Annotated in this window: 9 protein-coding genes and 5 tRNA genes; 12 read left to right on the top strand and 2 right to left on the bottom strand. The window is 56.3% G+C overall.

Annotation, left to right across the window (positions count from 1 at the left end; all coding sequences use genetic code 11):
* Positions 1 to 319 precede the first annotated feature (319 nt).
* Positions 320 to 1,258, bottom strand: coding sequence for a D-alanyl-D-alanine endopeptidase (gene pbpG / locus KGB25_RS19765; protein WP_207285962.1), 939 nt, complete (start codon positions 1,256 to 1,258; stop codon positions 320 to 322).
* Positions 1,259 to 1,496: 238 nt separating this feature from the next.
* Positions 1,497 to 2,351 carry a bifunctional methylenetetrahydrofolate dehydrogenase/methenyltetrahydrofolate cyclohydrolase FolD gene (gene folD / locus KGB25_RS19760; RefSeq protein WP_008034109.1) on the bottom strand — a complete coding sequence of 285 codons (855 nt, stop codon included), beginning with the start codon at positions 2,349 to 2,351 and terminating at the stop codon, positions 1,497 to 1,499.
* Positions 2,352 to 2,626: 275 nt separating this feature from the next.
* On the opposite strand from folD, the gene KGB25_RS19755 reads away from it, so the two are divergent.
* From KGB25_RS19755 to KGB25_RS19700, 12 genes are all read left to right on the top strand, one after another.
* A tRNA-Arg gene (locus KGB25_RS19755) sits at positions 2,627 to 2,703 on the top strand.
* Between the two features lie 32 nt (positions 2,704 to 2,735).
* Positions 2,736 to 2,811, top strand: a tRNA-His gene (locus KGB25_RS19750).
* Between the two features lie 54 nt (positions 2,812 to 2,865).
* Positions 2,866 to 2,950, top strand: a tRNA-Leu gene (locus KGB25_RS19745).
* A gap of 77 nt (positions 2,951 to 3,027) precedes the next feature.
* Positions 3,028 to 3,103, top strand: a tRNA-His gene (locus KGB25_RS19740).
* Positions 3,104 to 3,505: 402 nt separating this feature from the next.
* Positions 3,506 to 4,816, top strand: a complete 1,311-nt coding sequence (tig, locus tag KGB25_RS19735; RefSeq protein WP_032832734.1) for a trigger factor — start codon at positions 3,506 to 3,508, stop codon at positions 4,814 to 4,816.
* Positions 4,817 to 4,909: 93 nt separating this feature from the next.
* A complete protein-coding gene (clpP, locus tag KGB25_RS19730) occupies positions 4,910 to 5,545 on the top strand; it encodes an ATP-dependent Clp endopeptidase proteolytic subunit ClpP (RefSeq protein ID WP_008034105.1) in 636 nt (211 codons plus the stop codon).
* A 112-nt stretch (positions 5,546 to 5,657) separates the two neighbouring features.
* Positions 5,658 to 6,941 (top strand): ATP-dependent Clp protease ATP-binding subunit ClpX, encoded by a 1,284-nt coding sequence (clpX, locus tag KGB25_RS19725; RefSeq protein ID WP_007946893.1) that lies wholly within the window; start codon positions 5,658 to 5,660, stop codon positions 6,939 to 6,941.
* Between the two features lie 162 nt (positions 6,942 to 7,103).
* Positions 7,104 to 9,500: an endopeptidase La gene (lon, locus tag KGB25_RS19720; RefSeq protein ID WP_008034103.1), complete on the top strand. Its 2,397-nt coding sequence runs from the start codon at positions 7,104 to 7,106 to the stop codon at positions 9,498 to 9,500.
* A 147-nt stretch (positions 9,501 to 9,647) separates the two neighbouring features.
* Entirely contained in the window at positions 9,648 to 9,920 is a 273-nt protein-coding gene (locus tag KGB25_RS19715; RefSeq protein WP_002552737.1) for an HU family DNA-binding protein, read from the top strand.
* Positions 9,921 to 9,973: 53 nt separating this feature from the next.
* Positions 9,974 to 10,051: transfer RNA gene (locus tag KGB25_RS19710), tRNA-Leu, on the top strand.
* 102 nt (positions 10,052 to 10,153) lie between these two features.
* Positions 10,154 to 12,025, top strand: coding sequence for a SurA N-terminal domain-containing protein (locus KGB25_RS19705; protein WP_223436340.1), 1,872 nt, complete (start codon positions 10,154 to 10,156; stop codon positions 12,023 to 12,025).
* A 230-nt stretch (positions 12,026 to 12,255) separates the two neighbouring features.
* On the top strand, positions 12,256 to 13,089 hold the full coding sequence (locus KGB25_RS19700) for a DUF2242 domain-containing protein (protein ID WP_008042653.1): 834 nt from the start codon (positions 12,256 to 12,258) through the stop codon (positions 13,087 to 13,089).
* Positions 13,090 to 13,395: the final 306 nt, after the last annotated feature.

Genomic DNA, 13,395 nt, shown 5'->3' with positions numbered 1-13,395 from the left:
TACGCTTTTGATTTCCACCACTCATCAGGCCGAGCGTTAGCTCGCCTTCAGCTTTTGATCTGAGCGCCCCCTCGAGAGGCCGAGTGGAGGTTCTGCGCAGTGGGCAACCCGGCATGGATGCCGGGTTAGCCGCGCACGGCCAAGGATGGCCGATCGCGGCGGGCCCACGGAGCAGGACCGGAGCGAGGGCATGCCGAGCCATGGCGAGGCACCGAACGAAAGGGGCAAGAGCCCTTGGTTACTTGGGGCTTTTCCAAGTGACTCGCCGTAAGGGCGAAACCATCAGCCGCCGTTACCGAAGAAACGGATATATCCCCAACTACTTCGAAGCCTCAACCACACCACTCTGACGGTGCTTGAGGTTCTTCTCCGACTTGTACTGCAAGGCCTCAGACGGAACGTTGGCGCCCTTGCCGGTCTCGACCCAGTTGCGAATACGACTGGCATCGGCGAAGTGTGTGTACTTGCCGTACGCATCGAGAATCACCAGCGCCACCGGACGATTACCCATGCTGGTCACCAGCACCAGGCAGTGGCCGGCTTCGTTGGTGAAACCGGTTTTGGTCAACTTGATGTCCCAGTTCGGCTTGCCGACCAGATGGTCGGTGTTGCGGAAACCCAAGCTGTAATTGGGCTTGCGAAACGAGACGGTTTTTTCCTTGGTGGTGCTCAACTCGGTCAATAACGGGTACTTGTGCGCCGCGATCAGCAATTTGCTCAGGTCGCGTGCGGTAGAAACGTTACGAGGGGAGAGGCCAGTCGGTTCGACGAAGTGGGTGCTGGTCATGCCCAGCGCCTTGGCCTTGGCGTTCATCGCGGCAATGAATGCGACATAGCCGCCCGGATAGTGGTGGGCCAGGCTCGCGGCTGCGCGGTTTTCCGAGGACATCAGCGCGATCAGCAGCATTTCCCTGCGCGGCAATTCGCTTTTGAGTTTCACCCGGGAATACACGCCTTTCATTTCTGGCGTATCGCTGATGTTGATATTGATGTACTCGTCCATGTTCTGCCTGGCTTCGACCACGACAAGACCGGTCATCAATTTGCTGACGGAGGCGATAGGGACAACCACGTCGGGGTTGCTGGCATAGATGACTTTGTTGGTCTGCATATCCAGCAGCAAGGAGCTGCCGGAAGCCAGCTTGAGTTGTTTCGTATCTCGAGGTGCTGCGGTGGTTTCAGCAGCATTGACCGCTGGCGTGATGAACGTCCCTGTAAATACAAAAAATAGGCTCAGGATGGAAAGACGGATTTTCACGCTGGCAGACTCATAAGGTGTGGATTAGCCGTTTTGTAACGGGCTGTTTCTTTAAAAACGACGCATTTTAGGAGTATGGCTGAAGAACTGTCGATGGTTGTTCAATCGACAAGTCAAAGTCCTTGAAAAGCCCTACAAAACAGCAGGTTTCCGGCGAGTGGTAGCGTCATTCCACGGGCAAAAAGAACCCCGCCATTGGCAGGGTTCTTTTGTTCGTTGCCTGGATCGAGGCGTGAACTCAGCTGTGCAGCGTTTCCGCTGCGTACAGCGTGTTTTCCAGCAGGCAGGCGCGGGTCATCGGGCCGACGCCGCCCGGTACTGGAGTGATCCAGCCAGCGCGGGGCAGGGCGGTTTCATAGATCACGTCGCCGACCAGTTTGCCGTCTTCCTGACGGTTGATGCCGACGTCGATCACGATCGCGCCTTCCTTGATCCATTCACCCTTGACCAGGCCCGGCTTGCCGGCGGCGACCACCACCAGATCGGCACGACCGACGTGGCCTGCCAGATCCTTGGTGAAGCGGTGGGTGACGGTCACGGTGCAACCGGCCAGCAGCAATTCCATCGCCATCGGTCGCCCGACAATGTTGGAGGCGCCGACGACCACTGCGTCCATCCCGTAAAGATCGGCCCCGGTGCTTTCCAGCAGGGTCATGATCCCTTTGGGCGTGCAAGGGCGCAGCAGCGGAATGCGTTGGGCCAGACGACCGACGTTATAAGGATGGAAGCCGTCGACGTCTTTGTCCGGACGAATGCGTTCCAGCAATTTGGACGCGTCCAGGTGTTCAGGCAACGGAAGCTGAAGCAGAACGCCGTCGATTGCCGGGTCGTCGTTCAGGCGATCGATCAGGGCGGTCAGCGCTTCTTGAGTGGTTTCGGAAGGCAGGTCGTAGGCTTGGGAAATGAAGCCGACCTCTTCACAGTCTTTACGCTTGTGCGAGACATAAACCTGAGAGGCAGGATCGCTGCCGACCAGGATCACCGCGAGACCGGGAGTGCGCAGGCCTTGCTGGCGACGCTCGGTGACGCGTTTGGCGATCTGCTGGCGCAGGCTGGCGGCGATCGATTTGCCGTCGATTAGTTGTGCAGTCATTGCGCGTGATTAACCATCGAGAGGGGAAAAAAAGAGAACGCATTCTCGCATGTCATGAGGTGAGGGCAAAGGCGCTTGGTCTGCAAATTCCTCTAACCCCTTTAATTAAATGAATTTTTTTTAAAAAGGATTTGACGCCCTACGGGGGGCTCTATACTATTCGTCGCACTTGTCGGGCACAGCCTAGCACTGGTTAAGAAGGTCGAGCGGAATTACGATTCTGCAAGGCTGGAAAGCACTTAGTTTGTAGTCCTTCAAGGGTACAGATTAACAAGGCGCCCGTAGCTCAGCTGGATAGAGCATCCGCCTTCTAAGCGGATGGTCGCAGGTTCGAGTCCTGCCGGGTGCGCCATTAGGCAGCTTTGGCACAAGTAACGCGATATGGTGGGCGTAGCTCAGTTGGTAGAGCACGGGATTGTGACTCCCGTTGTCGTGGGTTCGATCCCCATCGTCCACCCCATATTTCGAAAGGCGCCAGATTAACAGTCTGGCGCCTTTGCTTTAACGGCTACATGCGGATGTGGTGGAATTGGTAGACACACTGGATTTAGGTTCCAGCGCCGCGAGGCGTAAGAGTTCGAGTCTCTTCATCCGCACCAAATAAAGCTTCATTCAGGCCGCTGGCCTGGCTGGAGCTCAACGAAGAAGTTGTTTGGCTTCTTTGTTACGCAATATGGTGGGCGTAGCTCAGTTGGTAGAGCACGGGATTGTGACTCCCGTTGTCGTGGGTTCGATCCCCATCGTCCACCCCATATTCCGAAAGGCGCCAGATTTAACAGTCTGGCGCCTTTTTTGTTTTAGTGGTTCGAGTGTTTCGCGACCGCAGGTTCTGGGTCGCAGGCGCAGGGCGTTTCGTCGTATTTTTGTTTCTCGATGATGCCGTGCTGCTCGCCGGTCTTGCTCGCGAGATCGGCTGTCAGGGAGATGCCTGGCAATCGCTTCTATATATAGAAGGGTTGGCGCAGAGCCCTGGCATGATTGGCTGTATTTGCCACCGGGGCGAGATGCATTCATGCATTCGCACCTATAAATTGCCTGCTGCGTTGTTACCCGTTTTCAGTAGGGTGACTTCTTGAGTTTGACCTACTAGAATGCATGCCCTTGATTCTGGGGTCGGAAACGGCCGGCCAACGTCTGTGCAACGAGGAATATCCATGCAAGTTTCTGTTGAAAATACTTCTGCTCTTGAGCGCCGCATGAGCATCACCGTGCCGGCTGAGCGCATCGAGACTCAGGTCAACAAGCGTCTGCAGCAGACCGCCCAAAAGGCCAAGATCGCTGGTTTCCGTCCAGGCAAAGTGCCGATGAGCGAAATCAAGCGCCGTTTTGGTGCTGATGCACGTCAGGAAGCTGTCGGCGACGTCATCCAGTCCTCTTTCTACGAAGCCGTAGTTGAGCAAAAGCTGAACCCGGCTGGCGCTCCTTCGATCGAGCCGAAATCCCTGGAAGCTGGCAAAGACCTGGAATACGTCGCGATTTTCGAAGTGTTCCCAGAGTTCACCGTTGCCGGTTTCGAAGGCATCACCGTTGAGCGCCTGAGCGCTGACGTGGCTGACGCCGATCTGGACAAAATGCTGGACGTGCTGCGCAAGCAGAACACCCGTTTCGAAGTGGCCGATCGCGCCGCTCAGAACGACGACCAACTGAACATCGATTTCGTCGGCAAGGTTGACGGTGAAGTGTTCGCTGGCGGTTCCGCCAAAGGCACTCAGCTGGTTCTGGGTTCCGGCCGCATGATCCCGGGTTTCGAAGACGGTCTGGTTGGCGCTAAAGCCGGCGAAGAGCGCGTTCTGAACCTGACCTTCCCAGCTGACTATCAGAACCTGGACCTGGCGGGCAAAACCGCTGAGTTCACCGTAACTGTGAACACTGTTTCCGAGCCAAAACTGCCTGAGCTGAACGAAGAGTTCTTCGCTCAATTCGGCATCAAGGAAACCGGTCTGGAAGGCTTCCGCGCCGAAGTTCGCAAGAACATGGAGCGTGAGCTGCGTCAGGCAATCAAATCCAAGGTCAAGAATCAGGTAATGGACGGTCTGCTGGCCACCAACCCGATCGAAGTGCCAAAGGCTCTGCTGTCCAACGAGGTTGACCGTCTGCGCGTGCAGGCTGTTCAGCAGTTCGGCGGCAACATCAAGCCTGACCAACTGCCGGCCGAGCTGTTCGAAGAGCAAGCCAAGCGTCGCGTTGTTCTGGGTCTGATCGTGGCTGAAGTGGTCAAGCAATTCGACCTCAAGCCTGACGAAGCCCGCGTTCGCGAAATGATCCAGGAAATGGCTTCGGCCTACCAAGAGCCTGAGCAGGTTGTGTCCTGGTACTACAAGAACGAGCAGCAACTGAACGAAGTCCGTTCGGTTGTGCTGGAAGAGCAAGTTGTGGATACTGTTCTGCAGAAAGCTAGCGTGACCGACAAATCGGTCTCTTACGAAGAAGCGGTCAAGCCGGTAGAAGCTCCACAAGCCGACTGATCTTTTCTGCGGTAAGAAGCACACACCATAAGCCAGCCTTCGTGCTGGCTTATGCGTATTCAAGACATAACTATTTGGGAGTGACTGCAGAGCATGTTCCGTAATTCGTATATTCAGCAGAACTCTGATATCCAGGCCGCAGGCGGCCTGGTCCCGATGGTTGTCGAGCAGTCTGCTCGTGGCGAGCGCGCCTACGACATTTACTCGCGTCTTCTCAAGGAGCGGGTGATCTTTCTGGTGGGTCCGGTAGAGGACTACATGGCCAACCTGATTTGTGCGCAGCTGCTGTTCCTTGAAGCGGAAAACCCGGACAAGGACATCCATCTCTATATCAACTCCCCGGGCGGTTCGGTGACGGCGGGCATGTCGATCTACGACACCATGCAGTTCATCAAGCCTAACGTGTCGACCACCTGTATCGGTCAGGCCTGCAGCATGGGCGCATTCCTGCTGACCGCCGGTGCTCCTGGCAAGCGTTACTGCCTGCCGAACTCACGCGTGATGATTCACCAGCCACTGGGCGGTTTCCAGGGGCAGGCTTCGGATATCGAAATCCATGCCAAGGAAATCCTCTTCATTCGTGAGCGTCTCAACACGCTGATGGCCAAGCACAGCGGGCGCACGCTTGAAGAGATCGAGCGCGATACCAACCGCGACAATTTCATGAGTGCAGAAGCCGCGCGTGAATACGGGTTGATCGATGAAGTGATCACCCAGCGCCCCGCTTAATATAAGCAGCTCAAAATAAGGCGGGTCGGCTGGTCCGATCACCAGCGGGCTTGAAAAAGCCCGCAATAGCCTTCATCTTGTGTTGCAAGCCTATCGGATTTGGATCGAACGAATGACTGACACCCGCAACGGCGAGGACAACGGCAAGCTGCTCTATTGCTCCTTCTGTGGCAAAAGCCAGCATGAAGTGCGCAAATTGATTGCCGGCCCCTCGGTCTTTATCTGCGACGAGTGCGTCGACCTGTGCAATGACATCATCCGAGAGGAGGTGCAGGAAGCCCAGGCGGAAAGCAGCGCGCATAAATTGCCTTCGCCTAAAGAAATCAGCGGCATCCTTGATCAGTACGTGATTGGTCAGGAGCGTGCAAAAAAGGTTCTGGCTGTAGCGGTGTACAACCACTACAAACGCCTGAACCAGCGTGACAAAAAGAATGACGACGTCGAACTCGGCAAGAGCAACATCTTGCTGATCGGCCCGACAGGCTCGGGTAAAACCCTGCTTGCCGAAACACTGGCCCGCTTGTTGAACGTTCCGTTCACCATCGCCGACGCAACCACCCTCACCGAGGCGGGTTATGTGGGTGAAGATGTCGAGAACATCATTCAGAAGCTGTTGCAGAAGTGCGATTACGACGTAGAAAAAGCCCAGATGGGTATTGTCTACATCGATGAGATCGACAAGATCTCGCGCAAGTCTGACAACCCGTCGATCACCCGGGACGTTTCCGGTGAAGGCGTGCAGCAGGCCCTGCTCAAGCTGATCGAAGGTACGGTCGCTTCCGTTCCGCCTCAAGGTGGTCGCAAGCATCCGCAGCAGGAATTCCTTCAGGTTGACACCCGTAACATCCTGTTCATCTGCGGCGGCGCATTCTCTGGTCTGGAAAAGGTTATTCAAAACCGTTCCACCAAGGGCGGCATCGGTTTCAACGCAGAAGTGCGCAGCAAGGAAGAAGGCAAGAAAGTCGGTGAATCCCTGCGTGAAGTCGAGCCTGACGATCTGGTCAAGTTCGGTCTGATCCCGGAATTCGTCGGTCGTCTGCCGGTTCTTGCCACGCTGGACGAGCTTGATGAGGCTGCATTGATGCAGATCCTCACCGAGCCGAAAAATGCTCTGACCAAACAGTATGCCAAGCTGTTCGAGATGGAAGGCGTGGACCTGGAATTCCGGGCCGACGCACTCAAATCGGTCGCCAAACGTGCCCTGGAACGCAAGACCGGTGCCCGTGGACTGCGCTCGATTCTCGAAGGTGTATTGCTCGACACTATGTATGAAATCCCCTCGCAGTCCGAGGTGAGTAAAGTAGTGATCGATGAAAGCGTTATAGAAGGCAAGTCCAAGCCACTGTATATCTACGAAAACAGTGAGCCGGCTGCCAAGGCCGCGCCAGACGCTTAAGCGTCACGCAGCTGGAATAAAGAAGGGGCCTTCGGGCCCCTTTTCTTTTAAAGCATTTTTAACGTCCTCTTTGCGCTTGTTTTTTTTCAAGGCAGCCCCCATCTTGGTTTCAAGCTTACTTCCATCTGTTTACGGCCTTATGGCCGCCGTAGAGGCGAAATCATGAAGACAACCATCGAATTGCCTCTCCTGCCATTGCGTGATGTCGTGGTTTATCCGCACATGGTTATCCCGCTGTTCGTGGGGCGCGAGAAATCCATCGAAGCCCTCGAGGCAGCGATGACGGGCGACAAGCAGATCCTTCTGCTGGCCCAGAGAAACCCTGCTGACGACGATCCCGGTGAAGAAGCACTTTATCGCGTAGGTACGATCGCTACCGTTCTGCAGTTGCTCAAGTTGCCTGACGGCACGGTCAAGGTTCTGGTCGAAGGTGAGCAGCGCGGCGCCGTGGAGCGCTTCAGCGAAGTGGACGGCCATTGCCGTGCCGAAGTCTCCTTGATCGATGAAGTCGATGCGCCTGAGCGCGAGTCGGAAGTGTTTGTCCGCAGCCTGCTGGCTCAGTTCGAACAATATGTGCAGCTGGGCAAGAAAGTCCCCGCTGAAGTCCTGTCGTCGCTCAACAGCATCGACGAGCCAGGCCGCCTGGTCGACACCATGGCCGCGCACATGGCCCTGAAGATCGAGCAGAAGCAGGAAATTCTCGAAATCATCGATTTGTCGGCCCGGGTCGAGCACGTCCTGGCGTTGCTGGATGCCGAGATCGATCTGCTGCAAGTCGAAAAACGCATTCGCGGTCGCGTCAAAAAACAAATGGAGCGCAGCCAGCGCGAGTACTACCTGAATGAGCAGATGAAGGCCATTCAGAAAGAGCTCGGCGACAGCGATGAAGGCCACAACGAAATCGAAGAGCTGAAAAAGCGCATCGATGCCGCCGGCCTGCCGAAAGACGCCTTGGCCAAGGCCCAGGCCGAACTGAACAAGCTGAAGCAAATGTCGCCAATGTCCGCGGAAGCGACCGTGGTGCGTTCGTACATCGACTGGCTGGTTCAGGTGCCGTGGAAGGCTCAGAGCAAAGTGCGTCTGGACCTGGCGCGTGCAGAAGACATCCTCGACGCCGACCACTACGGTCTGGAAGAAGTCAAAGAACGCATCCTCGAATACCTCGCCGTGCAAAAACGCGTGAAGAAGATTCGTGGCCCGGTGTTGTGCCTGGTTGGTCCTCCTGGTGTGGGTAAAACCTCGCTGGCGGAGTCGATTGCTCACGCCACCAACCGTAAATTCGTGCGCATGGCCCTCGGTGGTGTGCGCGATGAAGCGGAAATTCGTGGTCATCGCCGGACTTATATCGGTTCGATGCCAGGTAGATTGATTCAAAAGATGACAAAAGTGGGCGTCCGCAACCCGCTGTTCCTGCTCGATGAAATCGACAAAATGGGCAGCGACATGCGTGGCGATCCAGCATCGGCGTTGCTGGAAGTGCTCGATCCGGAGCAGAACCACAACTTCAACGATCACTATCTGGAAGTCGATTACGACCTGTCCGATGTGATGTTCCTGTGCACCTCGAACTCGATGAATATTCCACCGGCGCTGCTCGACCGGATGGAAGTGATTCGTCTGCCGGGTTACACCGAAGACGAGAAAATCAACATCGCCGTCAAGTACCTTTCGCCGAAGCAGATTACTGCCAACGGTTTGAAGAAAGGCGAGCTGGAATTCGACGCCGAAGCGATCCGCGACATCATCCGCTACTACACCCGCGAAGCCGGTGTACGTGGGCTGGAGCGCCAGATTGCCAAGGTTTGCCGCAAGGCGGTCAAAGAGCATGCACTGGAAAAACGCTTCTCGGTGAAGGTCACTGCCGACATGCTGGAGCACTTCCTGGGCGTACGTAAATTCCGCTACGGCCTGGCTGAATCGCAGGATCAGATCGGTCAGGTGACCGGTTTGGCATGGACTCAGGTGGGCGGCGAATTACTGACCATCGAAGCCGCTGTCGTACCGGGCAAAGGCCAGTTGATCAAGACCGGTTCGCTGGGTGACGTGATGGTCGAATCGATCACCGCTGCCCTGACCGTTGTCCGCAGCCGCGCGAAGAGCCTGGGCATTCCCCTGGACTTCCACGAGAAGCGCGACACGCACATCCACATGCCGGAAGGGGCGACCCCGAAGGACGGCCCTAGCGCCGGTGTAGGCATGTGCACGGCCCTGGTGTCGGCGTTGACCGGGATCCCGGTGCGCGCTGACGTGGCCATGACGGGTGAAATCACCTTGCGCGGTCAAGTGCTGGCGATTGGCGGTCTGAAAGAAAAACTGCTTGCTGCCCACCGTGGCGGGATCAAGACGGTGATCATTCCTGAAGAGAACGTACGCGATCTGAAGGAAATTCCTGACAATATCAAGCAAGATCTGCAGATTAAACCGGTTAAATGGATTGACGAGGTCCTGCAAATTGCGCTGCAATACGCGCCGGAGCCCTTGCCCGATGTAGCTCCGGAGATAGTTGCAAAGGATGAAAAACGCGAGTCTGACTCTAAGGAAAGAATTAGCACGCATTAGTACGCATTTGCCTGGAGGGCTTGTTGACAGCTTTTTAGAGCCCTTGTTATAAAGCGGCTCTTAAGTGTCTGTAGGCCATTCAGCACTCGTTTTTGCTTTCACCAAAAAACTTAGAATCATACTCAAATAGATATAAGGGGACTTAGAGTGAACAAGTCGGAACTGATTGATGCTATCGCTGCATCCGCTGATATCCCGAAAGCTGCTGCTGGCCGTGCGCTGGACGCTGTAATCGAATCCGTCACTGGCGCTCTCAAGGCTGGCGACTCTGTTGTTCTGGTTGGTTTCGGTACTTTCTCCGTGACTGATCGTCCAGCTCGCATTGGTCGTAACCCACAGACCGGTAAGACACTGGAAATCGCAGCAGCCAAAAAACCAGGTTTCAAAGCCGGTAAAGCACTGAAAGAAGCTGTCAACTAAGTTCGATTCAGGTTTTTGCCTATCCGGGTCGGGGTCATGCCTGACCTGGCAGCGGAGCGGTAGTCCAGTCGGCAAGTTGCCGGTCCGAGACACCGAGGGTCGCAAGTTCGAACCCTTGGTCCGCTCCGCCAGTTACGAGAAGGCGCATCCTCGGATGCGCCTTTCTTCTATCCGGATTCTACCCACGCTCCACGGTTGCCTAATTTTGAAGTTCAACCGTTTCTGGGGGACGCATGCTGCAGAATATCAGGGACAATTCACAAGGCTGGATTGCCAAGACCATTATCGGGGTCATCGTTGCACTGATGGCTTTGACCGGTTTCGACGCCATTTTTCAGGCCACCACCCATCGTAACGATGCGGCCAAGGTCAACGGCGAAGAAATCAGCCAGAACGAGCTGAGCCAGGCGGTCGATATGCAACGCCGTCAACTCATGCAACAGCTGGGCAAGGATTTCGATGCTTCCTTGCTCGACGAAAAAATGCTGCGCGAATCGGCCCTCAAAGGCTTGATCGACCGCAAGCTGCTGCTGCAAGGCGCAGAAAACTCGAAATTCGCTTTTTCCGAAGCGGCTTTGGACCAAGTGATCCTGCAAACCCCTGAGTTCCAGGTGGACGGCAAGTTCAGCTCCGAGCGTTTCGATCAGGTTATTCGTCAGCTCGGCTACAGCCGCATGCAATTCCGCCAGATGCTGGCTCAGGAAATGCTGATCGGCCAACTGCGCGCTGGCCTGGCTGGCAGCGGTTTCGTTACCGACGCACAGGTGCTGGCCTTCGCCCGTCTGGAAAAACAGACCCGCGATTTCGCTACCCTGAACGTCAAGGCTGACCCGGCGGCTGTGAAGCTGACCGACGATGAGGTCAAGGCCTACTACGACGAACACGCCAAGGAATTCATGACGCCGGATCAGGTGATCATCGATTACCTCGAGTTGAAGAAGTCTTCCTTCTTTGATCAGGTCGCGGTGAAAGACGAAGACCTGCAAGCGGCGTATCAGAAAGAAATCGCCAACCTGTCCGAGCAGCGTCGGGCGGCGCACATTTTGATCGAAGTGAACGACAAGGTGACCGAGGCGCAAGCCAAGGCCAAGATCGAAGAAGTTCAGGCCCGTCTGGCCAAAGGCGAGAAGTTCGAGGCCCTGGCCAAGGAATTCTCCCAGGATCCAGGTTCGGCGAACAACGGTGGTGACCTCGGTTACGCAGGCCCTGGCGTCTACGATCCAGCGTTCGAAACCGCGCTGTATGCGTTGGCCAAGGACCAGGTTTCGGCCCCGGTTCGTACTGATTTCGGCTTCCACCTGATCAAGCTGTTGGGTGTCGAGGCGCCGGAAGTTCCGACCTTCGCCAGCCTGAAAGACAAGCTGACCCGCGAGCTGAAAACCCAGCAGGTCGAGCAGCGTTTCGTCGAGGCGACCAAGCAACTGGAAGACTCGTCGTTCGAATCTTCCGATCTGGCCCAGCCGGCACAGGACCTGAAACTGACCGTTCACACCTCCAAGCCGTTCGGCCGGGAAGGTGGCGACGGCGTTGCAGCCAACCGTGCGGTGATCGCTGCCGCGTTCAGTCCTGAAGTGCTGGATGAGGGTGCCAACAGCACCGCCATCGAACTCGATCCGGAAACCGTGATCGTGTTGCGTGCCAAGGAACACCTGAAGCCTGCGCAACTGCCGCTGGAAAGCGTGTCTGCCGCCATCCGTGGGCAATTGGCCAAGGAGCACGCCAGTGCTGCCGCCAAGACCAAGGCTGATGAGCTGATTGCCAGCCTGCGCGAAGGCAAGACGCCGCTGGACAAGGCGATTGACGGTCAGAGCTGGAAAGTCACCGCTGCGGCGAATCGCGCTCAGGAAGGGATCGACCCGACTGTGCTGCAAGCGTTGTTCCGCATGCCGAAGCCGGTTGCCAAAGACAAGCCGACCTTCAGCAGCGTGACCCTGGCGGATGGTAGCCTGGTGATCGTGCGTCTGAACGGCGTCAACGAAGCCGCTGCGCCGACCGACGAAGAGAAGGCTCAATACCGTCGCTTCCTCGCCTCGCGCATTGGTCAGCAAGACTTTGCGGCCTACCGCAAGCAGCTGGAAGCCGAAGCGGACATCAAGCGTTTCTGATGCCTGACTGAGTTTCCCGCGACACAAAAACCCCGGCCAAACCGCCGGGGTTTTTTGTGGGCACAGAAAAAACGGGCAGGGGCTGTCCGTCGGCTGAGATTTTTCCGGGCGACTTTTTCCTGTAAATGGCAGTCATTACACTTGTAACTGTTTCAAGACACTAATCGATGCGACGCTAAGCATCGATCTGTTGCACAATACGCCCCGGACCGTTTTTCTCAGGATGTTCAATGTTTAAATCATTTCCCGTGCGGGTTGTCGGGCTGGCGTTGGTGCTGGCCGTTGCGGCCGGTTGCTCTTCGAAAAAAGCCCCGATCTATGAGCATGAGAACTTCGACGACTCCGGAACCTTTTCGCGCAATTACCCGGTCACCGATGCGCAATCCTGCGAAGCCGCCCGTCGCGCGTTGCTCAGCCAGGGTTACATCATCACCAGCAACGACCCGAAGCTGATCAGTGGTCACAAGAGCTTCCAGCAGACCGGCGAGACCCACATGGAGATCAGCTTCAGTGTGGTCTGTGCCGATGATGGCAGCGAAGGCCATCACGCGACCATGTTCGCCAACGCCTTGCAGGATCGCTATGCGCTGAAGAAGACCAACAACTCCGCGAGCCTCGGTGTCGGTGTGTTGGGTTCGGTATCGATGCCGATCGGCTCGTCCGACGACTCGATGGTCAAGGTCGCCAGCGAAACCGTCTCGTCGGCTAAGTTCTACGAGCGTTTCTTCGCCCTGGTCGAATTGTTCCTGCCGCCGGAAGCGAAAAAAGCCGCGCACATCGTCGAAAAGCCGAAAACCGATCTGGGCGTGCCTGAAGCCAAGGCCGCTCCGGCGCCTGAGCCGGCCTCTGCCGCCCAATCAGCTCCAGCTCCAGCTCCGGCAGCTGAGCCTGCGCCGGCACCTGCTGCGGAACCGGTTGCACCGTCACCTGAGCCCGCACCGGTCGCACCGGTCGAGAACGCTGAATCGGCGGCACCGTCGACGGAAAACGTCACGCCACCGGCGCAGTCGAATTTGCCTCCTCCGAGCGAGCCGATTCCTGCCATGCCTGTGACCAGCCAATAATCGGTGACTGACGTTCCGGGATCGGCTCGCAGCCTGTCGATCCCGGAATCGTGTTCAAGTTTGATCCGCGTCAACCCAGGCTACATTCCGATGGCCTGTATCGAAAAATCCTGTGATAAATTCCTGACCACCTGCTACGTTTTATTCAGTAGCGACGGAGCGTTGTGCCTGCGTCATTTTTCTTTCACGCGGGCACTTTATGCTCAAGGTGCAGGTCATTTATTCAAGCGTTTTTTCAATGAGCGATGGGGGATTCAAAATGGACGATTATCAAGAAGAGCTGCTCGAGTTCCAGGCCTTTGAACT

It is taken from the genome of Pseudomonas sp. BF-RE-21 (genome assembly GCF_019947305.1).
Lineage (GTDB): Bacteria > Pseudomonadota > Gammaproteobacteria > Pseudomonadales > Pseudomonadaceae > Aquipseudomonas > Aquipseudomonas migulae.
This window is presented reverse-complemented; position numbering and strand designations above follow the sequence as displayed.